Origin of the sequence: Aliikangiella coralliicola (assembly GCF_007004725.1) — a bacterium.
Taxonomy (GTDB): domain Bacteria; phylum Pseudomonadota; class Gammaproteobacteria; order Enterobacterales; family Kangiellaceae; genus Aliikangiella; species Aliikangiella coralliicola.
On record NZ_ML660161.1, the window covers coordinates 617214 to 640697 of the forward strand.

Below are 23484 nucleotides of genomic sequence, written 5' to 3' on the forward strand. Positions count from 1 at the left end.
TTATACGGGGTCAGACTGATAATTGACCAGAAAAAACATCATTTTTATATGAGAAATAATGATAATATAAGTGCAGTACCGCATTATCAGTCAATTTAATCTATACTGATAACATAATAATTCGAGTCGAATAGTCATTCTAAGTTAACGGGGCGTATGTCTAACATATTGTTATCCATCATGGATTTTGGGGTGTTTTTGCTTTGAAAAAAGCTACGCTAGTTTTTATTTGCTTGGTAGGGATTTGCAAGCCGGCAGTTGGTGTCGATAAAGCTAACGAAAACATTGCACGCTCTTTAATTGTTGCCAGGCTTGTGAGTCAAATAGATTGGCGTCAGGAGATATTTGCACAAAAGTCGTCTCGTGAATTTCGATTGTGTGTTTTTGATCATTATCCCTCCTATGGACATTTCAGTAAAAATCTCAATGGGTTATCAATCCGCAATGTTCCTATTGTTGTAAAAAATATGACAGATAGAAGCAATGCAGTTTCGTGTCATGTTGTTTACATGAACAAGCCTTCAAATAGTGAGTTCTCATGGTTTATTAAAAATAACGCCGCCAATGGCGCGCTTTTGGTCGCAGAGGGGCGAGGTTATGCCGATAGAGGAGCACACTTGGGCCTTTATATCGGAAAAAGTAATGATTTCGACTTTGAGCTGAACCCGGATGCTTTTGTCCAGACTCAGCACAAACCTCCGCTGGAGATTTTTTCACTTGGTAAAATTGTCAACAATTCTACAGAGCGCAAAACCCAGCTGATGCGTTCTTTGATCAATTATACCGAATGGCCTGGTGAAATTGACGGACCGTTTGTTCTATGCTCATTCCAGAGCGATGTTTTCAGCGTTTATTCAGAGTTTCTTTTGAATGATAAGTCGATAAAAGGGAGGTCCGTTCAGACCAGTAAGATATCAAAGGTCGAAGACGCCAAAAAATGCCATGCACTTATTCTAGGAGAAGCTGATGAAGGGAAACTGCGCGAGCTGGTCTATCATCGGGACAAGTTAGGGGGATTGTTAATAGGTAACGCCCAATCGTTTGGTGAGAAGGGAACCCACTATAATTTAGTGCCATTGCAAAATGAGCAAAATCACCGCTTTGAAATCAACTTATTTGCCTTTGAACAGACCGGGCATTCACCGCATTTTCAGTTATTTAATTCTGCAGTTGTTATTGAAAAAGATTTTCCTATTTTTACTCAGCTGCTTATCAATTTGATTCAGCAGACAAACTGGCCTGGCGAGGAACCTAAATTATCGACAGTTAATTTATGTATTTATCGTGGTGAAAAAGAATATGATGCCATTCGGTACTTTTTACCTGTTTTCAAAACAAGAACTCAGAAGATTAAACTGACTTCGATTATCTCAGAAGATGGCATGAAGGCTTGCAACGCGGTACTTTTTGTCGATATTGATTCAGATGAAATTGCCAAATTATTTTCAAAATCTGAAGAAAAGTCTACTTTATTAATAACTAGTCGGCGAGATGCCGCAGAGTTTGGTATTCACTACAATTTACTGGTTGCTGCCAAACGGTTTACTTTTGAATTATTTTCGGCCAATTTACGAGGAGCCGGTTTTGTCCCTCAAAAAACACTCATTGAGTCTGGTGTTGTGATTGGAGGAAATCTTTAATGATTAATCTGGGACAATCTATTCGTTCGAAATTAATCGCGATTATCCTATTGATGTCCGCGGGCTCACTGGCCGTCGGTATGCTGGGAATAGGCGTTAATTATTATCAAACCAGTCAAGAAGCATTAATTGCTGATGCAGAAACGCAAGCTGGGTTGCTTGCGACTAACGCGGCGGTTCCTGTGAGCCTTGGCTCGAAAGAAGTATTGAAAAAAGTTCTTAACTCCGCTGTGCTTAGTGGCCAGTTTGGTGCTGCCATTTTTGATAACACTGGCCATATCATGGCTGTTAGAGATGAAGACAACACTGAGTTTTATATTAGCGAAGCTGAATATAAAAGCGAAAAACATGCAATCTGGGGTGGTGATCGTCTTTATGTTTGGTCACCAATACTGCAGCAACAAGATGGCGAATATTCAGGAATTGTCTACTTAAAAATTTCTACCGAGAAGTTTTATTCGAAAATTCAAGCCTTTACCTTGATGAGTATTGTGATTGTGATTGCATTACTTTTTCTGGTGTATTTGATTTCCCTGAGAATGCAACGAATGATCTCTGGTCCGTTGGTTGAACTGGAAGATATTAGCCGCAAGGTCAGTGGAAGCGGCAATTACGCGATACGAGTGCCATACTACGGCGAAGATGAAATTGGCTCTCTGGCCCGCTCATTTAACCAAATGTTGGAAACAATTGAGTTAAACCAAAAAGAGCGGGATTCTGCTAATGAGGCGCTGCAGCTAAATAAAAAGAGATTAGAGCGAGCAGTAAAGGATTTGCAGTACCTTGCGAATTACGACTCGCTCACTCAGCTTCCCAATCGCGCTTTGTGTATGGATCGAATCAAATATGCTTTAAAAAGAGCCTCGCGAACCAGCACCATGGTTTCGATACTCTTTCTTGATTTAGACCACTTTAAAGATGTTAACGACTCCCTTGGGCACGCGGTGGGTGATCAGTTGTTAAAAGCTACCAGCCAGCGGTTATTAGAAAAGATTCGAAGTGAAGATACTCTCGCGAGATTGGGTGGGGACGAGTTTGTCATTATTTTGAATGAAATTCGTGATACAGAAGATGTGATTACAATTGTTGAAAAAATTGTCAGTAGTTTTGAAGCGCCGTTCAGATTGTCTAACTATGAAGTTAACACAACTGTCAGCGTCGGTGTGTGTATGTTTCCAAATGACGGTGCGGATGTTGATTCGTTAATGAAAGCTGCCGACGCGGCAATGTATAAAGCGAAAGAAGTGGGACGTAATACCTACGAATTTTATGAGGCAGAACTTAATCAGCTGGCTATTCGTCGACATCAATTGGCTAACGAGCTACGCCAGGCAATAAAAAATGAAGAGTTAAGCCTGGTGTTTCAGCCACAACTTAACATTAAAGCAAATAAAGTCATCGGTGCTGAAGTGTTACTGCGCTGGCATCACCCGATATTAGGTAATATTTCTCCCGCTGAATTTGTGCCAATAGCTGAAAATACTGGCTTAATTAAGGAAATTGGGGCCTGGGTACTTGATAATGCTTGCGCGAAAATCGCGGAGTGCCAAAAAGAAGGCATTGATATTCGGTTAGCGGTTAACCTTTCTGCACTGCAATTTCGTCAAGTTGATTTGCCTGAATCAATCGCTAGTGTCATGCAATCTCATCGTATTCCGCCCAGATTACTAGAAGTTGAAATTACCGAAAGTATGTTGATGCGCGATGTCAGCCAGGCAATTGATATTCTGGAGCGGCTGAAAGAAATGCAAATCCGAATTGCCATTGATGACTTTGGCACCGGTTATTCCTCGTTGTCTTATTTAAGACGATTTCCATTAGATGCGTTAAAAATTGATCGATCGTTTATTGATGAGTTGGTTGTCGATGCTGATGATACTGCAATTACTCTGGCAATTATTTCGATGGCGAAAAGCCTGAGATTAGAAGTAATTGCTGAAGGGGTTGAGACAGCCCAGCAAAAAGAGTTTTTGGCGCAAAATAATTGCGATGATATTCAGGGTTATCACTTTTCCAGGCCACTGAATTATCAAGAGTTTACTGATTTTTTAAAAAAACGTGTCGATACAGACTGTAATGTTAATGAGTCAGTGAGCTAGGCTGCGCCATTGGGCAGGCCTGAGTAAACGAATCTAACTCCAAGTTATTTTTCTGTAAATGTTATCAAGATCTTGTATATCCTCCTTTTGTCAGGTAAGATTTGCGCCCTTTTTAAGTTACGCCAAGCGAATTCAGATTGGTTATGAGTGACACTCGAAGAAAGTTCATCGCTGGAAATTGGAAAATGAATTGTTCTCGAAGCGAGGCAATTCAATTAGCAAGTGCAGTTGTTGCATCTTCAGAAGAAAAGGAATCAGCGCAAATTCTTATTTGTGTGCCCAATATTCATTTAGCTGATATTGGAAAGCTGGCGGTAAATTCACATGTGTTACTCGGTGCTCAGGATGCTTACTGGCAAGATTCTGGGGCTTTCACCGGAGAAATCAGCATAAGCATGCTGGCCGATTATCAGGTGAAATACTTATTAGTTGGTCATTCTGAAAGGCGCGAAATGTTCGCGAATACAGATGAAATTGTCGCAAAAAAGTTTGCTGGCGCTTTAAAACATGGAATCAAGCCCATACTATGTATCGGTGAGTCGTTGGCTCAAAGAGAACAAGGGGTTACTTTCGATGTATTGAAGGAGCAATGCCAGGCTGTTATCGATGAAGTGGGTATTGAAGCATTTGCTGATGCTTGTATCGCTTATGAGCCTATTTGGGCAATTGGTACTGGGCGTACAGCGACTCCGGAACAAGCGCAAGAAGTACATCATAGTTTGCGTGTATGGCTAGCTGAGAAAAATGCTCAGATTGCCAAAAATTTACAGATTTTGTATGGTGGTAGTATGAACGCCGCCAACGCTAGCGAATTACTAGCACAACCAGATATTGACGGTGGATTGATTGGTGGTGCTTCTTTGAAAGCTGAAGATTTTTTGAAAATTTATTCCGTCGCAGGATAAACAATGGAAATTATATTAATTATTTACTTAGTTGTCTCAATTGCCTTAATCGGTATTATTCTCTTACAACAGGGAAAAGGGGCAGAGATGGGCGCTTCTTTTGGTGCCGGTGGTGCTAACACTGTTTTTGGGGCCGCAGGATCAGGTAATGTTTTGACAAAAACAACAACCGTTTTGGCTATTCTGTTTTTCGCCATAGCGCTTGGAATAAGTTTTATGAAATCGAAGCCAACGGTTGAAACTGATTCTGTCATTGATGAAGTGATTACTGAGCAAGAAGCAGCGCCTAAAAGTTTAGAAGCAGAATTACCCACAACAGAAGGTGGTCTAGAAGCTGAAGTTGCTCCAACTGAGCAAAAACAAGACGCTACTACCGCAGAAGAAAAACTGAAAGACGCTCAATCTAAAGTTGAATCTGATATCGATAAGGCAAAAGCTAAGGTTGAAGAAAAAACTGAAGAAGTTGCTAAAAAAGAAGAAAAGAAAGAAGACGAAACTGATAAATAAGTCTTGAGATGTGTTTATGCCGAAGTGGTGGAATTGGTAGACACGCTATCTTGAGGGGGTAGTGACCTACGGTCGTGCCGGTTCAAGTCCGGCCTTCGGCACCAATTAAAAAACCGCCTTTTAAGGCGGTTTTTTTATAGCTGATTTCTCATTATCGATTGGACAATCAGCGAGTTAATCGCGTAAAATACGTCGATTTTGCTGCAATCAAGCGAAATCCCCATATTTAAGTATAGAAAGCGGAAGAGATTATTAGACTTTTCCGCTTTTTAGTATCTGTTTTATAGCCGGAGGGTGTCTTGTCTCAACCAGCAATGTCTCAATCCGCAGCGTTAAAAGCTGCTGTTCTTGTTCTTGAAGATGGTAGTATTTTTCATGGTAAATCTATTGGTGCAGATGGCATGTCTGTTGGAGAAGTGGTTTTTAACACTGCTATGACGGGTTACCAGGAAATTTTGACTGATCCATCCTACGCCAAACAAATGGTTACCTTAACCTACCCACATATTGGTAATACCGGGATTAATTCAGAAGACGAAGAATCAGGTAATATCTGGGCTGCCGCATTAATTATTCGAGATTTGCCTCTGCAACAGAGCAACTGGCGCAGCGAAAAAACACTTTCTCAGTACCTGCAGGATAATAATATTGTTGGTATTTCAGATATTGATACACGCCGTCTCACCCGAATTTTACGCGATAAAGGTGCCCAGTCAGGTTGTTTAATTGCTGGAGAAAGCATTGACGAGGCTGAAGCACTGGAGCAAGCGAAAAAGTTTGCAGGATTAAAAGGAATGGATTTGGCCAAAGAAGTCAGTTCCAAGGAAACATACAATTGGTTTGAAGGAACTTGGCAGTTGGGCCAGGGTCATCGACAATTGGACGATTCTGACGAAAAATTCCATGTGGTTGCTTATGATTTCGGTGTTAAAAAGAATATCTTAAGAATGCTTTCTGACAGGGGATGCCGGCTAACTGTTGTGCCTGCTCAAACGAGCGCAGATGAAGTTTTAGCTATGTCGCCCGATGGAATTTTCTTATCTAACGGTCCAGGCGATCCCGAACCATGTGATTATGCAATTGATGCTATCAAAACGTTCCTTGAAACTGATATTCCTATATTTGGTATTTGTTTGGGACACCAATTGCTTGCTTTGGCTAGCGGAGCGCAAACAGTGAAAATGAAATTTGGCCACCATGGCGCAAATCATCCTGTTGAAAATGTTGCTGACAAAACCGTTATGATTACTAGTCAAAATCACGGATTCGCAGTTGATGAAAAATCACTACCTGCTCATATTAAAGTGACTCATAAGTCTCTGTTTGATGGAAGTTTGCAAGGTATTGAGTTGACCAATAAACCAGCGTTTAGTTTTCAGGGACATCCAGAAGCGAGCCCTGGGCCGCATGATGTTGCGCCTTTGTTTGAGCGTTTTATCGAACTGATGAGTGCGCGGAAAAACTAATCCTAAAGTAGTGTGTAAACGAAAAGTAGTAAGTTTCAGATTAAAACTTTTGTTAAAACGGTAAGAGTGAATGCCAAAACGCGACGATATTAAAAGTATCTTAATTTTAGGGGCTGGGCCAATAATTATTGGTCAGGCGTGTGAGTTTGATTATTCTGGCGCTCAAGCATGTAAGGCATTAAAAGAAGAGGGGTATCGGGTTATTCTGGTGAACTCAAACCCTGCGACCATCATGACTGATCCAGAGATGGCCGATGCGACTTATATTGAACCCTTGCATTGGGAAGTGGTTGCCAAAATAATCGAAAAAGAGAAACCTGATGCAATTTTGCCGACAATGGGCGGGCAGACTGCGCTTAACTGTGCACTGGATTTGGCCTCTCGTGGCGTATTAGAAATTCATGAAGTAGAAATGGTTGGCGCAACTCGTGAAGCAATCGATAAAGCTGAAGATCGCGAACAATTTGCTCGAGCGATGCGTAAAATTGGATTAGACATGCCCAAAGCCGGCATTGCACATTCAATGGATGATGCTTATAAAGTACTCGACGAAGTTGGCTTTCCGTGCATTATTCGTCCTTCATTTACCATGGGTGGTACTGGCGGTGGTATTGCATACAATCGAGAAGAATTTGAAGAGATTTGTATGCGAGGGCTGGACCTTTCTCCAACAAGTGAACTTCTAATCGATGAGTCATTGATTGGCTGGAAAGAGTACGAAATGGAAGTTGTTCGAGATAAAAATGATAACTGTATTATCGTTTGTTCCATTGAAAATCTTGACCCAATGGGTGTGCACACTGGAGATTCAATTACCGTTGCTCCTGCGCAGACTTTAACGGATAAAGAATACCAGATCATGCGAAACGCCTCGTTGCTGGTTTTACGCGAAATCGGTGTTGAAACAGGTGGTTCTAATGTGCAGTTTTCGGTCAATCCCGAAAATGGTCGAATGATCGTTATTGAAATGAACCCGAGAGTTTCGCGTTCATCAGCACTTGCTTCAAAAGCGACCGGCTTCCCTATCGCAAAAATAGCGGCAAAGCTGGCTGTAGGCTACACCCTGGATGAACTACAAAATGACATTACCGGCGGGAAAACACCGGCCTCATTTGAGCCGACTATCGATTATGTCGTGACTAAAATTCCTCGATTTAACTTTGAAAAATTTCCAAATGCCGATGCGACCTTAACGACCCAGATGAAATCGGTCGGAGAGGTAATGGCTATCGGCCGAACTTTCCAGGAATCGATGCAGAAAGCCTTGCGCGGTCTCGAAACCGGTGCTGATGGTTTTGATCCCTTCCTCGACACAGAGCGAGATGATTGGAAAGAAAGATTGCGCCATAATTTACAGGTGCCCGGTGCGGAAAGAATCTACTATGTTGCTGATGCATTTCGCCAGGAATACAGTGTTGAAGATGTGTTCCGGTTGACCGCTATCGACCCTTGGTTTTTAGTGCAAATTGAAGAGATCGTGAAATTAGAGCAGCAGTTCAAGGCGCTTGGGATAGGCCATGTCGATAAAGATACTTTGCGTTTGATGAAACGAAAAGGGTTCTCTGACAGACGCTTAGCTAAGTTGTTGGATGTTTCCGAAAAAGAAATGCGTCGCGTGCGCCACGGTTTTGATTTGTTTCCGGTATACAAACGAGTAGATACTTGCGCCGCAGAATTTTCTACTGACACGGCTTATATGTATTCTACTTATGAAGAGGAATGCGAAGCTGAGCCAAGTGATCGCGATAAAATTATGATTTTAGGTGGCGGGCCAAATCGTATCGGTCAAGGAATTGAGTTTGACTATTGTTGTGTTCATGCCGCTTTTGCGATGCGTGATGACGGCTATGAAACGATTATGGTTAACTGTAATCCCGAAACCGTTTCTACCGATTATGATACTTCTGATCGACTTTACTTTGAGCCGGTAACTTTAGAAGATGTGTTAGAGATTGTCGCGAAGGAAAAGCCGAAAGGTGTAATTGTTCAATACGGTGGTCAAACGCCATTAAAGTTAGCGAGAGATCTTGAAGCGGCTGGAGTTCCAATTATTGGAACTTCGCCAGATGCCATTGACCGTTCAGAAGATAGAGAACGATTCCAGCGTGCAATTGAGAGACTTGGGTTAAAGCAACCACCAAATAGAACAGCTAAAAACCTCGAAGATGGGGTGCGTCTGGCGGATGAAATTGGTTATCCATTGGTTGTCAGGCCGTCATATGTGCTTGGCGGAAGAGCGATGGAAATTGTTTTCAATGAAGACGAGCTGCGGCGATATATGAGCGACGCTGTTTCAGTGTCAAACGAATCACCGGTATTGCTCGATCGATTCCTTGATGATGCCATCGAAGTTGATGTCGATGCTATTTACGACGGTGAAACCGTTTTAATCGGCGGTATTATGGAACATATCGAACAAGCGGGCGTTCACTCTGGTGACTCTGCCTGTTGTATTCCACCACATACTCTCAGTCAGGAGCTTCAGCAACGATTACACTCGCAGATTGAAGCAATGGCCAAGGAATTGGGCGTTCGTGGTTTAATGAATACTCAATTCGCGATTCAGGGTGAAGTGATTTATGTTTTAGAAGTTAACCCCCGGGCCTCGCGTACGGTACCTTTTGTTTCCAAGGCAACTGGAAGACCACTGGCAAAAATTGCGGCGAGCGTTATGGCGGGCCGCAGTTTAGCAGAGCAAGGTGAGACTGAGGCGTTGACTGCCAACTTCTTCACAGTTAAAGAGCCTGTTTTCCCGTTTAATAAGTTTCCAGGGTCAGACCCCATCTTAGGGCCTGAAATGAAGTCGACCGGTGAGGCTATGGGAGTCGGAGAATCTTTTGGAGAGGCTTATTATAAAGCGCAGCTAGGCGGTGGTTCGCAAGCTCCTCGTGGCGGAAAAGCAATTCTAAGTGTCAAAGATGGAGATAAAGCAAAATTATCGGAAACGGCCAAAGCGTTAATCGACTGTGGTTTTGAAATACTGGCAACTGGCGGCACCGCCACTAAATTGATTCAAGACGGCGTATTCTGTCAACGAGTTAACAAAGTTTATGAAGGCCGTCCTCATCTGGTTGATATGATCAAAAACGATGAAATTGATTATATTGTTAACACGACAGAAGGAAAGCAGGCTGTCGCTGATTCATTCCAGATAAGACGTTCAGCGTTGCAATATAAGGTGGCTTACACGACAACTTTAGCCGGAGGTTTAGCGACTGCAAAAGCAGTTCGTCATCAAACACGACAAAAAGTTGTATCAGTGCAAGAGTTGCACCAATTGGTAAAATAATAAGGTATCAGAAATGAATTTCACTCCAATGACTAAAGAAGGCGCTGATGCGCTGCAGACTGAATTAACTGATTTAAAGCAAGTTCAACGTCCGCGTGTTGTTGCTGCGATTGCTGAGGCTCGTGAGCATGGTGATTTAAAAGAAAATGCTGAGTACCATGCTGCTAGAGAACAACAGGGATTTATCGAAGGAAGAATTCAGGAAATAGAAGCTAAGTTAAGTACAGCACAAATTATTGATGTCACTTCTATTAAAAATAATGGAAAAGTTATTTTTGGTTCTACTCTGGATTTAGTAAATTTGGATACAGACGAGGAAGTTACTTATCAGATTGTCGGTGATGATGAAGCTGATTTAAAGCTGAATAAAATTTCAGTTAACTCACCAATAGCTCGCGCACTTATTGCCAAAGACGAAGGTGATATTACTGTCGTAAAAACGCCTAGTGGTGATGTTGAGTACGAGATTGTCGAAGTCAAATATATCTGATTATTTTTACGTAAGTTATTTAAAAAGCCTGCAAATTCGCAGGCTTTTTTTATGCCCTTCAACTTTCATCAAGCAACCGCTTGTAGTTGTTCTATTGAGTTAGATCAAATTATTTTTTTGCGTCTTGATTACAATAGAATTCTGAATGTGAAATAGGACTTGTATGCTCTAAAAGCGGGATTAAGGTAAGTCTCTTTTTGAACAGTTCCCCAGAAACAACATAAAGCGAGTCACCGATTAAATTGTCGTTTCACCAGGCTAGCCAATTCCTATCTAATTTGAATATTAATAAGTTGTATCTTTTTTCAGCTGTTTCTACCGAGGAGCGCCATGAATATTAGTGAAGAATTAATTAAAGAACATCAGTTGATTATGAAAGTCATTGGTTCGATGGTGAAGTTGAGCGATTGTCATGAAAATCTAGTTGATACTATTTTCCTGGAGTTGGCTCACAGATTTGTTCTATTTGTTGAAGAGTTTGCAGACGACTATCATCACGCAAAAGAAGAAGATATCTTATTTTACCACTTAGCTCAGCCTGGTGTTTTGGAACACTGTAATCCTATTGGACAAATGCTTCATGAGCACGATATTGCCAGAGATTCCCTTAATGTAGTCAGGCAAGGAGTGAGCACTAAAGATTGTCAGCTTATAAGGAGCGGAATTCATAAATATAGTGAAGTATTAACTCAACATATTTTCAAAGAGAATAATATTCTTTACCCTATGGCTGAAAATCAATTAAGCGAGCAAGTCAAAAAGGTCATTAATCAGAGCTACGAAGCGATTGAGTTGAATAGAAACAAACAGAAACTTTGGAAGCGCCAACTTGATTTTGTTGAGGAACTTGACCGTTTAGTTGTTGAAAGCTTAAATCAAATTCCAGTTAATTAAATTCCTGAGGACGCTAATTGGTTGAGCGGTTTGAGTCAACTTTTTACGTTGATGAAATTCCATTATTCATGATAGATTGCTTCATGCAGTAAGTTTGTGGTGCGATCTGAATTAATTTATCTTGGTGTTTGGCTGTATTAATCGCTAGTTTCGTTAATCAGTTCGTTTAAGTACTAAGGTCGGTTAGCTAATGGTAACGAAACATATGCATAATAATAAAAATACCTCTTTGTTGAATATAAGCTCTTGTTTTCTTTTACTTACCTTGTGTTTTTTCCAATCGTCGTTAAATGCAAAAACTCATGAAGGTGTTTCACTGTTAGTGTTAGGTATTGCTCAGGACGCCGGATATCCTCAAATAAATTGTTATAAACCTCACTGTATGCCTGGTTGGAAAAATCCTCAAAAGCGCCGTTTGGCAACTTCTTTAGGGATTATCGATCATTCAAATAAGCAAAAGTTTTTATTTGAGGCAACACCAGACATAAAAGAGCAAATGTATCAACTTCATCGGTACGCGCCTGATGATAAGTATCAGTTAGGTGGAATTATGCTTACTCATGGCCATATGGGGCACTATACTGGATTGATGCATTTGGGGAGAGAAGCCACGGCTTCGCAAGGAGTTCCTGTATTTGCAATGCCTAGAATGATGCAATATCTATCATCCAATGGGCCTTGGAGTCAGTTAGTTAAATTGAAAAATATTTCATTGAAACCTCTAAAAGATGGAAAAGTTATGTTGCTTAACGAGCGGTTAAAGTTGACGCCTCTAAAAGTACCCCATAGAGATGAATATACTGAAACGGTCGGTTATAAATTGGAAGGGCCTAACAAGTCGCTACTATTTATTCCTGATATCGATAAATGGCAAAAGTGGCGTCTTGATATTAGCGAATTGGTAAAGGAGGTCGATTATGCCTTTTTAGATGCCACATTCTTTTCTGATGATGAACTACCTAACCGTGATATGAGTGAAGTTCCACACCCATTTGTCGTTGAGAGTATGCAGTTATTTGACAAATTACCGCAAAAGCATAAGAAAAAAATCATTTTCATTCATTTTAACCATAGCAACCCGTTGCTCATTGACGGAAGTGCAGCGCAGCAACAAGTAAAAAAAGCTGGTTTTCAGTATGCTGTTGAAGGAATGCAATTAAGATTGTAAAAGTTGAGCGTTAGTCTAGAATAAAGGGTGAGGCTAGGATCAACTGATACTGGTAAAACTCATTTAAATATTTCAGGTAAATTGTGATTGGTCAGCAAAAAGGGGTCGTAAAATATTTATTAATTCTAGCGGGTATTTTCTTTGTCGCGCTTGGAGTTATTGGAATAGTCGTGCCTGGACTACCTACAACGATATTTTTAATTATTGCCGCTGGATGCTTTGCAAAATCGTCTCCATGTTTACACGGTTGGTTGATGTCTCATCGATGGTTTGGACCAATCATTCATCATTGGAATGAAACTCGTAGTATTCCTAAGAAAGCAAAGTTTATTGCTTTATCTGCGATGCTGGTTGCCTGCATTTACACTACAGTTGTTTTAGATTCTCTAGTACTCAAATTGATAATTTTTACAGTTATGTTGTTTCCTGCCATCTTTGTATATCGCCTACCTATCAGTGAAGATATAGAACAGTCAAACCCAACACCGAATGCCATTGAAACGAAAAAAACTAACTAGTTCCAAGGTTTTTATTTCTCTTTATTGATTACTAATACTTAAGCTTTTTTTACGATGGTTCTGCTTCGATGATCATATTACGTGAATAAAATAATGAGTTTCGCCTCGATGTTAAGAATCAGTTTCTCTCTGTGACTTATTAAATCAATTTGGGAGCATTTTAAAAATTAAAAGAAGTTTGTGGTCCACTCTGTTTTATCAGTAGAGTATGCACTTGCATTGCTTGAGTGGCAGGGGTTACTTGTGATTGACTTTGTTTGGGGATTTTTATGTTTGAACTCAAATAGTTATCATTTGGTAAGAATCTTCGATAAGTTCTAATTGCCAATCGAATATCACTTTTTAATATTGCCAGAGGCATTTGATCTAATAGCGAAGAAGTCTGGTCATTCTTTCTTTGAAAGTTATGGGGAAACAGATATTGCTGTTTTGGCTCTAAGTGCTTGTCAAAAATAGAAAAGTTAGTGAGAGCTTGGTCAACTTGTCGCTCTTTTTCTTTTCGTATTAAATGATGTACTTTCATTATTTGAATGCGTAAATCCAAAATCAGTTGTACTGGAATATTCACAGTAAACTTCTTATTTAAGAGACTATCTTTAATAGGTGTTTTACTAATCTCCGTTTTTCTAATTCTCAAAGAATCGCCATGGGTACCAATATAGTCTCGTACGATTAACTGGTTTTTCTTTAAATCAATATCAGACAATTTTAGATTAATAACTTCTCTTAACGTCAAATTAGTAAGCAGTGCAAGCTTTGTCATTAATTGCGTAGCGCCATTCATTTTGTTGATAACTGCGTGGCAATGGTGCTCATCAAATCTGGAAAAAAAGCCGCGGCGTTTTTTCAGCCGCGAATAGTGGAGATTCCCAAATTTAACTTTGAGGAATTTAGAATAAAGAAACTCAAGCGCTTTTAATGCTGTTTCTTGTGCTAGCTGATCATGATTAAGTTCGTCAGCAAGAAAAGATAGAAAAGTTTCGATTTCAGTTTTGCCCATATCCGCAAGACGACACTGATTGTGGAAACGTACAAAGCGTAAAATCCAGTTCGTATAGTTCTTTGTCATCAATTCTGAAAAGCCTGCAGAGCTTGCAAGCGCTTCAATTTGCTTAAGAAATTGAGAGAAGCTGATCTGGTTTAGCGCCTTAAATTCTTCCATGCGAACTATCTCTTTAAATACTATTTGAAATAATGGTATTTGTATAAGTAGTATTTGTCAAGAGGTTATTGAAGATCTTGAAATATTGGCTAGTCTGAGATTGAGGAAAGGATATGGAATAGAATATAGGGGGAATTTTTCTTTAATTGGTGATATTTTCTGACAATTGAAGGCTTGGCCACGCTGATTACCTATAGAGCATGAAATCAAGCCTTCATTGAGTGCTTTTATTGTCGGTTAAAACGAGTAAGATGTGCCGACGTTAAAAGAAGTGACTTCTAAATCTCCCATGTCTGAATACTGATAAGCTGCATTTAGGCCCCAACCTGAGCTCCAGCGGATTTCCCAGCCGCCTTCAATTAGTGCGCCAAAGCCCGATTTATCCGCTACTCTTGCGTTATTGCGGCTAAATTCATAGTCATAAAATTGCCCGCCAACTTTCGCATATAAAGAATTACGTTTACTTAATTGGTATTTAGCTTTGAGAGCCATAACGATAGTTGAGTACTCTAATTTATCTGCTTGTAGGTCGAAAATAGGCCGATTGTCTGAGCGACAGACCCATTCATTCCCGTTAACTTCTGTGCATTTCCAGTCGTCAGCATCGGTACCTGCGGTGATCCCTGTTTCCACGGAGTAGTCAGATGAGAAGGCGTAGTTATAATAAGTATAAACATGTGCAACGCCGTCCCCGTCTTCGCTAGAACCTTTGTACTCAGCGCTACCTCCGGCGGCCTGTATTCCGAACGTATGTGGTGAAAATTTTCCCTCTTCAGCAATTGCCGTGAAAGAAGAACTCGCTAAGAGCATAATTGAAATTAAGTGAGCTGGTTTCTTCATTGTTGGTTTCCCTAATGTTACGTAAAATGACGGGCGTAGTTTAATCGGGGAGTTCAATGAAATCTGTCTGACTTTTGTTTTTAAATTGTATGAAACTGTAGATTAAGAGTAGTTCGGTTATCAATGAGACGTATGGAAAAAGGAAACTAACATTTTTTTTCAACTGTCGTGACTACATTGGTATTGCCGATGACTTTCCATCTAATATTTAGATCATATAAATAAACGGCGTACTCTCTTTCTTCTTCACTTTTCTTTTTATAACCAGGCCTGGGATCTTGTTTGAGTACAGCAGAAATAAATGTTATTAAATCGGGGTATTGTCCTAGAAAGCTTTCGCATTGTTTCAGTGCTGTACTTTCGAAAATAACTTCCATATCAGCTTCTGGTTTTGCAGGGGCAAAACCACCTGAGGCGCCAGTAATGCTATCAGCATAAGGTAAATAAGGTTTAATATCGATGATTGGTGTCTGATCGAGTAAGTCTAGTCCGCTGAGTTCCAAAAACAGCTTTTTATTTTCTTTTCGAATCCCCTTAAATTCAACGACAGACATACCGATAGGGTTAGGCCTAAATGTCGTTCGAGTCGAAAAAATTCCCTTTTTAATATTTCCACCTAACCGTGGCGGTCTTACCTGATTTGACCAGCCTTTCTCCATCGTTTCGTGGAAAATAAATAACAACCACAAATGTGAGAACTCTTCGATACCTTCAAATGCTTCGATTTTATCGCAGGGCGGTAACATTTCTATTAAACCATTTGCTTCACTAACGAGACCTGGTTGTCGTGGAATTGCAAATTTTTGCTTATAAGGGGAATGAACAACACCTATTGGGGAGAAAGAAAAGTTCATATAATTTGACACAGGACAAAAAAAGCATTTTCCGACGTTATGTAAGAAATGTCCAGAGATTAAATAGCTGATGCTAATTGTTAAGTGTTTTTAATATCGCGTGGTTTTTGTGGATGGCATTATTTGAGTAAAAGTTTCAGACCAGAGAACGTTTTAGTAGAAAAGTTTATTAAAGAAAAGTAATTCTTTATTGATGTGTAGGTGTTAATAATATCTCCTTAAAAGCTTGCAGCGGCATCGGTTTGTAGTATAAAAAACCTTGCCCGATTTCACACTGAAGACTTCTGAGGTATTCTGCTTGATCAATCGTTTCTATTCCTTCACATATTATTCTTTTCTTAAGCTGCTTTCCGAGTAGGACGATAGAGTCTAAAATTGTTTTTCCAATTTCTTCCTGGTAATTGATCACAAAAGCCCGATCAATTTTTAGCGTGTCAAACGGGATGTTGGCTAAATAACTTAGCGACGAAAAGCCTGTCCCAAAATCATCAAGCGCCAGTTCGATGCCCAGCTCTTTTAGTTGATTCAATACCAATATGATTTCATTATGATTATCCATCACAACATTTTCTGTAATTTCTAACTCTAACAAATTCTTGAGATCTACATTTTCCGACTCTAGTCTTTTTATTTGTGAAATAAAACTTGAAGATTTAAACTGAGTAACCGACACATTGACAGAAACCTTCATTTTCTGAGCAGACGACTGGTTAATTTCTTGAATATCTTCAAGCGCTTGCTTAAGCACCCAAGCGCCTATATCAACAATAAGTCCTGAATTTTCCGCAACAGGAATGAACTCATTGGGTGGAATGAAATTGTTGTCTTCATCTTGCCAGCGAATTAATGCTTCGACTCCTACGATCGCTTTTGTATTCAAATCAATTTGAGGTTGATACCAAACCTGAAGTTTTTCGTCAGTCAATGCTTGCTTAAGTCGATGCATTAATTGCAATCGATTCTGAGTTGTTTTAGTGAGTTTTGATTGATAGTAGCAATGATTATTTTCGGATTGTCTCTTTGCATATTCAAGCGCCACGCTTGTTTTCCTAAGTACGTCTATTCCGTTATCTTTCCAATATTTGTTTTCGCAAATTCCAATTTTGAGTGATACCGGTATAGCGTTGTTGGAAAACTTTAATGTTTTTGAGAAAAGCTCATATATTCTTTCTGGTTTTACAATTTCATCAGAGCCTAGTATTCCAAACGAATGACTCCCAATCCTCGAAATGTAGCAATCTCGGCCAAAACCATCGGTTAGTCTTTGAGCAAATGTCACTAGTAGTTGCTCGCCTGTCTGCTGACCTAACGAAACATTAATGTCATGAAAGTGTTCTATATCAATGAGAGCGATGCATTCACCTTTTTTCTTTTCTCCAATAGTGTATTGGTCAAGAACTTCCACGCAATGTAGTCGGTTTGGTAAATTTGTTAGATTGTCGTAGTAGGCTGCAAAGTTGAGTTTTTCGAAGAGTTTCACATTTTCGAAACAAACTGCTGAATAAGAGCAAAATACACCTAAAAGATTCCGGTAAATCTCATTCATATGTCCATTTGACTTAAGATAAATGAGTGCTTCGTTATAGTGGCTTTTCATGTACAAAATAATAGTGTCTTCATTAAAAATATGTTCTCTTCTAATAAGGCATTGATTAAATAGGTCGATGATTTTTCTATCTTCTAACTGAGTTATGTCTTTTTCCGAAAGCTCTGAGTATCGTCCTAGACCTGCAAGTGCTTTTATGGTTGGTCTTCGAGTTTTCTGCGAAGGATCGATCATTGCCACGCAAAACAGGCTTTCTTTGGGCAAAGATAGAAGTAATGTAATATACTCTAGCACGCTAACTGCAAACGAATTGGCGTTTCGTCTTGCCATCAGTTCGGTGCCCCAATCGATAATTTTTTTCAGTCCATCTCGATTAACTGAAATCATTGATAGTTGATAATATGAACGAATGGCTGTGGTAATTGAGGTAACTAGACGTGTGCGAGTAAGCTCCGACTTCATTTCGTAATCGTCAATTTCGTAATGTTGTATCACTTCAAGTTCAGGCGCTGAGCCTGGTTGACCTGTTCTCAAAATTATTCTGATATTTCTATAGTTTTGTTCCGAGCGAATAAAGTTAACTAGTTTTAATCCTGCATCATCTGTTTCCATAACAACGTCAAGTAGTATGACAGCAATGCCACTTTGATTAGCTAAAATTTCTTTGGCTTCCAAGGCACTATAAGCATGAAGAAAATGAATTTTCTTATCGAGAACTTTTAGTTTTCTAAGGGCGAGTGTGGTTACGGTATGAACTTCTACATCGTCGTCTACAACGAGGATTTTCCACTTCTCCTCGACTGAAGTTACTTCGACTTCCTCTTCTGCGAAACTCATTAATTCGTCCTTCTGTGCCACTGATTATCTCCCGCTTTCTTCTGGTGCTTTTTTTGGAATTTGGATAATAAAAGTTGTGCCCTTTTGGAGTTCGCTCTCAACTTCGATTTTACCGCCTAGTAAGTCTGTAATCAGACTTTTAACAATGTTTAAACCTAATCCACTTCCACCTTTACTTAGTTTGGTTGTATAAAAAGGATCGAATATCTTTTGAAGTTTGTCTTCGGGAATTCCATCTCCGTCGTCCTCATAAACAATACGTATATCGCCATCAACTTCTTCCGCTTTTACTGTTATAGTTCCTTGACTTCTCTTTTCGAAGCCATGAATAATGGAGTTATTTATCAGGTTTGTAATGATCTGGCCTAAAGCACCTGGATAACTATCTAGTATTAAACCTTCAATCACAAGGTTTTTAATTATGTATGGCGTTCGCTTTATCTGAGGAGTCAAGACCCAGATAAGCTCTTCAAATACAGATTTTAAGTCAAAGGTTCGTCGTCGCTCGCTAGTTTGGTCGACAGCAACTTGTTTAAAATTTTTGATCAACTCGTTTGTGCTATTTGTATTGTTCTGGATAAGAGCTATTGTTTTGAGCGCCAATTCGATAAATTCCTCTAAACTAGATTTTTTAAGAGAGCCAGAATCAAAAGTGTTTTTTAACGTAGAAATGTCGTCGCTGAGTGTTGAGGCGGCTAACATTGTATTTCCTATTGGCGTATTCAATTCATGAACAATACTGGCGACTAAACCACCTAAAGAGGCGAGCTTTTCGGAACGGGCTAATTGCTCCTGAGTTTTTGTTAGCGATTCGAGAGTATTACTTAGTTTTTCCTTATTTTCTTGTAAAGTTCGTTGGGCACTCTTGTGTTTTTGCAGCACAAAACCTAGAGAAATACAAACCAGGAAGGTAATTAGAGGGCTGGCAATAATTATATAATAAACTAGTTTAGACTCAGGGTTTTGGTAAGCAAAAAAGGTCATACTGATACTTACAACAAGTAACGTAATTGAAAATAGAAATACCTGGTTAGGTTTATAAGTGAGGTCATGACTATTCATAATAAGCGACATTCACAGCTAGCTAACATTGGTGGAAAAGTGAAACGTGGCTTTTCAATTTCATTGACCACGTAATTTTTTCGGGAAATACCATTAGGCTTAAAATATTCTGCTTTTTCACAATGTCCATTTTTCCGTTATAAATGTTCATATCTAATTTAAAATTACCATCAAGTTTTTGTTGTCGCTCGTTTGACTGTAAAACTTCTCCATTTTTACTTCCCTATAATTTGCTATTTCCTGATCTTATATTGACTCAATTCTATTGTTCCCATAAAACATATTTTATATTTAGATTGGACAACGCTGTCACCATCCTGACGGTGAAGCAGCTTTTGCCTACGAGTGGGTTTCTCAAAGACTAATGATGTGTCTTCATGGGGAGAGGTTTTTTTTCGCTTGTCCATAGCCATTTTTCGATAAGTTTAAACCTGCCTTTTATGTCAAATTTATATATGTTAGTAGATGACAATAAAAATTAAACTGACAATGTGTAAAGCTTCCCTTCGATGAGATATTTGGTCATTTATATTCCAATAATATGATAATATCTTTTAGGTTTATAACTTTACCTGATATAGCCAAGCAGTTTTACCGACTGAGTCCTATTTTGTTATTTGGAAAGATACTTACTAATATAGAACATTAATAGATTAAAAACCAAAGCAGAGCTTGAAAAACATCTTCTTTGCCCTTGTTTGATATTATTCATGATTGGTTTTTTAGCTACCAAAACTGAGCTGCATGGATGATAAATCCATTAAGTTAATTTAAGAGTGTCTAGATAACATTTAGAAATAGTGGTGGCACTTGTCGGCGTGAGGAACGAAATAGCCTTGTCTGAATTAGCGCTGAGCTAAGGAGGCTGGTGAGTCGCTTAACCTCAAGAGAGTGATTTTCCTGTCGTTAGTTTGCTCATAGCACAGGTTTGAGTGAGCAGGGACCTGGCGCCATTTTTTAGGAGTATTTATGCCTGAACTTCCCGACATTACCGTCTATATTGAAGCGCTTGAATCGCGTATCCAGCAGCACTCAATTGTCGATATTAAGTTACAAAGTCCTTTTTTACTGAGAACCGCTGAAATTCCACTGACTGATCTCATCGATAGAAAAGTGACTCGATTGCAACGGATTGGTAAGCGCATTGCTATAGGATTTGACGATTACTGGTTGATATTTCATTTGATGATTGCCGGTCGTTTACATTGGAAGGATTCGGTTAAAAAAATGCCAGGAAAAAGTGCGTTGATCATTCTAAAATTTGATAACGGAATCCTCTATCTTACAGAAGCGGGTAAAAAGAAAAGAGCGTCGTTGCACGTTGTACGCGGTGAGGAAGCGGTAGCAGAGCAAGATCCTGGCGGTAAAGAAATTGCGGAGCTCGATCTTGAAGCTTTTTCGAATTTACTTACTCATACTAATCATACTTTGAAGAGAGTATTAACTGACCCGCGCATTTATAGTGGCATCGGCAATGCGTATTCTGATGAAATACTTCATCGAGCAGGCTTATCTCCAATCAAACAATCACAAAAGCTCTCTTCAGACGAGATTGAGACTTTGTACTCCGCGACTAAAGATGTTCTGGTTGAATGGACCGATAGGTTGAGAAATGAAAGTGGTGATAACTTCCCTGAAAAAGTGACTGCATTCCGTTCTGAAATGATGGTACATGGTAGGTTTGGAAAGAATTGCCCGGTTTGCCAAACTATTGTGCAAAGAATTCGCTATGCCAGTAATGAAACTAATTATTGCCCGAGATGCCAAACTGACGGTAAATTATTAGCTGATCGCTCACTTTCAAGGTTATTAAAAAAAGATTGGCCGAAAACTATTGAAGAGTTAGAGCGTAAAAAAAGTTAAATATATTTTTGGTTGGCTGATTATAATTAAATGATAAAAATTTAATTTACATTTTTTCTAAATATGCCTAAAACTTCATCTTTATCGCAAACAATACCTGCTGTTGTCACCCAAGGATACATGATTGCTTCTGGAAAAAATAAGCAATCACCGTATCCTATGGGCTCTATTCAAATGCAGATCCCACATTTTAATCAGAGAGGGTTAAATTTGGAGCGTTATTATCCCGCGACGCTCAACCTTTTGATTTCCCCTAAAACATTTAAAATATTGAAAGCTGACTATCTATTTCAAAACGTCAATTGGGCTCAGGGATTTCCAGCGGAAGATTTTTCGTTTATTACCTGTGAAATTGAGTTTCAAAAGAGATGGTTTAATAGTTTCATTTATTATCCACATCCAGAAACAAAGATTGATCATTTTCAAAATGAATCTACTCTTGAAGTAATAACTGACTATTTATCAGGCATAGAATATGGTGATATGGTTAATTTGAAAGTTAGTTCTGAAAAGTTGGTTTTGAAGTAGTTCAGGAGGGCTTTTAGTTTCGGTTGCCGCTAAAAACATTTGTACAAAGTTTGATGCTCTCTGGTTACAAAAAATGCAACCAGAGATTTATCTAGAAAAGCATAAAGTGGTTGTTAAATAAATTAAAAAGACCAAAGGTGGTTATTAAGCTGCATTACAAAATCTTGCGGTAAAATGGCGTAACATCTGCGGCTCGTAGTTGAACTTAACCCCCCTGATTTTTTCAGCCCTTTGTTTTACTGCACTTAAACAATCAGCGACATAATCCATATGATCATTCGTATAAACTCTTCGTGGAATTGTTAACCGCAGTAACTCCAGTGGAGATGATTTTTGCAATCCTGTTTTAGGATCCCGCCCTAGAAGTAACGAACCTATTTCTACACCGCGGATCCCTCCTTCAAGATAGAGTTCATTCGCCAAAGCATGCGCTGGAAATTGATCGGGTGCAATGTGCGGTAGCATTTTGGCTGCGTCAACGAAAACTGCATGCCCGCCGGTTGGATATTGAATGGGGATTCCTGATTGATTCAGCCGGTATCCTAGATACTCTACCTGTTTGATTCTGTAGTGTAAAAACTCTTCATCAGAAGCTTCCATTAATCCAATTGATAAAGCTTCCATATCACGACCGGCCATTCCACCATAAGTCACAAAGCCCTCCATTGGAACGCATCGCGTTTGTACTTCTCTAAATAAATCTTCGTCTTCTCGTATGCACAGAAGACCACCGATATTGACCATTGGATCTTTTTTAGCTGACATGGTTAGCATATCGCCGTATTGGTACATTTCTCGAATAATTTCTCGAATAGTTGCGTTTTTATATTCCAACTCTCTTTGTTTAATAAACCAGGCGTTCTCACAAAATCGCGCTGAATCAATGATGACAGGAATATTATTTTTTTTAGCAATACTATAAACTTCTCGCATATTTTTCATTGAAACAGGCTGTCCACCGCTACTGTTGCAGGTAATTGTTGTAACGATACCCGCGATATTTTCTGCACCATACTGCCAAATAGCCTGACGTAATTTTTCAAGATCAAAATTTCCTTTCCAGTCATGATAGGTTTGTGTGTCGAAGGCTTCCTCACAAACAATGTTTATGGGAGTTGCTCCACTCATCTCGACGTGTGCGGCTGTTGTGTCGAAGTGATAGTTAGAAAGAAAAATTGGGTTTTGGCTATTGCAACGCTGAACCAAACTCGGAAATAAGATTTGTTCGGCACCTCGACCTTGATGAACAGGTAAGGTGTGTTGATAATTAAAAAGCTCCTTAACAACGGAATCTAAATGATAATAATTACGACTACCTGCATAAGATTCGTCTCCGACCATCAAACCCGCCCATTGCTCTTGGCTCATTGCACCGGTACCGCTATCGGTAAGTAGATCGATATACACATCTTCACTTTTCAATAAAAAAGGGTTCAATCCCGCTTCGTTAAGCGATCTTTTTCTATCGTCATAGCTTGTCATTTTAATGGTTTCAACCATTTTTATTCGGAAAGGTTCTGGGATTTTACGCATGAGCATTTCTCCTGAAATAACAGAAAATAATTTTAAAAAGTTAATGACTAGTAAAAAATATTACTGAAGGAAAAATGGCTACTTTTGTGGAAAATCAAACACGAGCTTGTCGTCCAGAACATACCAGACACTTGGTAACAGACGATGAAGGATTGAATATAAACTCATTGAATAAGTATTATTTAGTTTCGCGATATTGATGATGTAAGGTAATAACTTTTTCACCACTTGTCAATTATTTGAGTATTCGAAAAAAAGTAATCTGTAATAATAATTGAAATCA

18 protein-coding genes and 1 tRNA gene are annotated in these 23484 nt (G+C 39.3%); 13 read left to right on the plus strand and 6 right to left on the minus strand.

Translation table 11 applies throughout. The features are described from left to right. Positions 1-203 precede the first annotated feature (203 nt). The 11 genes from FLL46_RS05525 (at position 204) to FLL46_RS05575 (ending at position 12976) form a co-directional block, all read left to right on the plus strand. A complete protein-coding gene (locus tag FLL46_RS05525) occupies positions 204-1640 on the plus strand; it encodes a YfiR family protein (RefSeq protein ID WP_142892476.1) in 1437 nt (478 codons plus the stop codon). Beyond that, a complete protein-coding gene (locus tag FLL46_RS05530; RefSeq protein ID WP_142892477.1) occupies positions 1640-3739 on the plus strand; it encodes an EAL domain-containing protein in 2100 nt (699 codons plus the stop codon). Before FLL46_RS05525 ends, FLL46_RS05530 begins: the two co-directional genes overlap by 1 nt. A gap of 143 nt (positions 3740-3882) precedes the next feature. Next, positions 3883-4644 carry a triose-phosphate isomerase gene (gene tpiA / locus FLL46_RS05535; protein ID WP_142892478.1) on the plus strand — a complete coding sequence of 254 codons (762 nt, stop codon included), beginning with the start codon at positions 3883-3885 and terminating at the stop codon, positions 4642-4644. Between the two features lie 3 nt (positions 4645-4647). Continuing rightward, positions 4648-5151, plus strand: a complete 504-nt coding sequence (secG, locus tag FLL46_RS05540; RefSeq protein ID WP_142892479.1) for a preprotein translocase subunit SecG — start codon at positions 4648-4650, stop codon at positions 5149-5151. A gap of 18 nt (positions 5152-5169) precedes the next feature. After that, positions 5170-5255 (plus strand) — tRNA-Leu (locus FLL46_RS05545). Positions 5256-5465: 210 nt separating this feature from the next. Continuing rightward, complete coding sequence (gene carA, locus FLL46_RS05550) at positions 5466-6617, plus strand: glutamine-hydrolyzing carbamoyl-phosphate synthase small subunit (protein ID WP_142892589.1); 1152 nt, start codon at positions 5466-5468, stop codon at positions 6615-6617. Between the two features lie 70 nt (positions 6618-6687). Further along, on the plus strand, positions 6688-9906 hold the full coding sequence (gene carB, locus FLL46_RS05555; RefSeq protein ID WP_142892480.1) for a carbamoyl-phosphate synthase large subunit: 3219 nt from the start codon (positions 6688-6690) through the stop codon (positions 9904-9906). Positions 9907-9919: 13 nt separating this feature from the next. Continuing rightward, positions 9920-10396, plus strand: a complete 477-nt coding sequence (greA, locus tag FLL46_RS05560; protein WP_142892481.1) for a transcription elongation factor GreA — start codon at positions 9920-9922, stop codon at positions 10394-10396. Between the two features lie 330 nt (positions 10397-10726). Next, entirely contained in the window at positions 10727-11290 is a 564-nt protein-coding gene (locus FLL46_RS05565; protein ID WP_142892482.1) for a hemerythrin domain-containing protein, read from the plus strand. A 205-nt stretch (positions 11291-11495) separates the two neighbouring features. After that, positions 11496-12458, plus strand: a complete 963-nt coding sequence (locus tag FLL46_RS05570) for an MBL fold metallo-hydrolase (protein ID WP_168204059.1) — start codon at positions 11496-11498, stop codon at positions 12456-12458. Positions 12459-12541: 83 nt separating this feature from the next. Next, positions 12542-12976, plus strand: coding sequence for a YbaN family protein (locus FLL46_RS05575; RefSeq protein ID WP_168204060.1), 435 nt, complete (start codon positions 12542-12544; stop codon positions 12974-12976). Between the two features lie 160 nt (positions 12977-13136). Here FLL46_RS05575 and FLL46_RS05580 read toward each other — a convergent pair whose 3' ends face one another. The 5 genes from FLL46_RS05580 to FLL46_RS05600 form a co-directional block, all read right to left on the minus strand. Beyond that, positions 13137-14138: a phage integrase N-terminal SAM-like domain-containing protein gene (locus tag FLL46_RS05580; RefSeq protein ID WP_142892485.1), complete on the minus strand. Its 1002-nt coding sequence runs from the start codon at positions 14136-14138 to the stop codon at positions 13137-13139. Positions 14139-14375: 237 nt separating this feature from the next. Continuing rightward, complete coding sequence (locus tag FLL46_RS05585) at positions 14376-14978, minus strand: outer membrane beta-barrel protein (RefSeq protein WP_142892486.1); 603 nt, start codon at positions 14976-14978, stop codon at positions 14376-14378. Positions 14979-15124: 146 nt separating this feature from the next. Then, the gene (gene tsaA / locus FLL46_RS05590) at positions 15125-15832 is read right to left on the minus strand and encodes a tRNA (N6-threonylcarbamoyladenosine(37)-N6)-methyltransferase TrmO (protein WP_142892487.1); all 708 of its coding nucleotides are present in this window, start codon (positions 15830-15832) and stop codon (positions 15125-15127) included. 187 nt (positions 15833-16019) lie between these two features. Next, positions 16020-18236, minus strand: a complete 2217-nt coding sequence (locus FLL46_RS05595) for a bifunctional diguanylate cyclase/phosphodiesterase (RefSeq protein ID WP_142892488.1) — start codon at positions 18234-18236, stop codon at positions 16020-16022. 3 nt (positions 18237-18239) lie between these two features. After that, complete coding sequence (locus FLL46_RS05600; protein ID WP_168204061.1) at positions 18240-19199, minus strand: sensor histidine kinase; 960 nt, start codon at positions 19197-19199, stop codon at positions 18240-18242. A 1047-nt stretch (positions 19200-20246) separates the two neighbouring features. Here FLL46_RS05600 and FLL46_RS05605 point away from each other — a divergent pair. After that, positions 20247-21140, plus strand: a complete 894-nt coding sequence (locus FLL46_RS05605) for an Fpg/Nei family DNA glycosylase (protein WP_142892490.1) — start codon at positions 20247-20249, stop codon at positions 21138-21140. Positions 21141-21203: 63 nt separating this feature from the next. Next, positions 21204-21668, plus strand: a complete 465-nt coding sequence (locus FLL46_RS05610) for a hypothetical protein (RefSeq protein WP_142892491.1) — start codon at positions 21204-21206, stop codon at positions 21666-21668. Positions 21669-21812: 144 nt separating this feature from the next. Here the strand turns inward: FLL46_RS05610 and FLL46_RS05615 are convergent, their stop codons facing one another. After that, positions 21813-23201: a tryptophanase gene (locus tag FLL46_RS05615; RefSeq protein WP_142892492.1), complete on the minus strand. Its 1389-nt coding sequence runs from the start codon at positions 23199-23201 to the stop codon at positions 21813-21815. Positions 23202-23484: the final 283 nt, after the last annotated feature.

Bases quoted from the DNA above. Each gene is read 5' to 3' on its own strand.
- FLL46_RS05530 (WP_142892477.1), top strand. From the start codon at position 1,640: ATGATTAATCTGGGACAATCTATTCGTTCGAAATTAATCGCGATTATC.
- tpiA (WP_142892478.1), top strand. From the start codon at position 3,883: ATGAGTGACACTCGAAGAAAGTTCATCGCTGGAAATTGGAAAATGAAT.
- secG (WP_142892479.1), top strand. From the start codon at position 4,648: ATGGAAATTATATTAATTATTTACTTAGTTGTCTCAATTGCCTTAATC.
- carA (WP_142892589.1), top strand. From the start codon at position 5,466: ATGTCTCAATCCGCAGCGTTAAAAGCTGCTGTTCTTGTTCTTGAAGAT.
- carB (WP_142892480.1), top strand. From the start codon at position 6,688: ATGCCAAAACGCGACGATATTAAAAGTATCTTAATTTTAGGGGCTGGG.
- greA (WP_142892481.1), top strand. From the start codon at position 9,920: ATGAATTTCACTCCAATGACTAAAGAAGGCGCTGATGCGCTGCAGACT.
- FLL46_RS05565 (WP_142892482.1), top strand. From the start codon at position 10,727: ATGAATATTAGTGAAGAATTAATTAAAGAACATCAGTTGATTATGAAA.
- FLL46_RS05570 (WP_168204059.1), top strand. From the start codon at position 11,496: ATGCATAATAATAAAAATACCTCTTTGTTGAATATAAGCTCTTGTTTT.
- FLL46_RS05580 (WP_142892485.1), bottom strand. From the start codon at position 14,138: ATGGAAGAATTTAAGGCGCTAAACCAGATCAGCTTCTCTCAATTTCTT.
- FLL46_RS05585 (WP_142892486.1), bottom strand. From the start codon at position 14,978: ATGAAGAAACCAGCTCACTTAATTTCAATTATGCTCTTAGCGAGTTCT.
- tsaA (WP_142892487.1), bottom strand. From the start codon at position 15,832: ATGAACTTTTCTTTCTCCCCAATAGGTGTTGTTCATTCCCCTTATAAG.
- FLL46_RS05600 (WP_168204061.1), bottom strand. From the start codon at position 19,199: ATGACCTTTTTTGCTTACCAAAACCCTGAGTCTAAACTAGTTTATTAT.
- FLL46_RS05605 (WP_142892490.1), top strand. From the start codon at position 20,247: ATGCCTGAACTTCCCGACATTACCGTCTATATTGAAGCGCTTGAATCG.
- FLL46_RS05610 (WP_142892491.1), top strand. From the start codon at position 21,204: ATGCCTAAAACTTCATCTTTATCGCAAACAATACCTGCTGTTGTCACC.
- FLL46_RS05615 (WP_142892492.1), bottom strand. From the start codon at position 23,201: ATGCGTAAAATCCCAGAACCTTTCCGAATAAAAATGGTTGAAACCATT.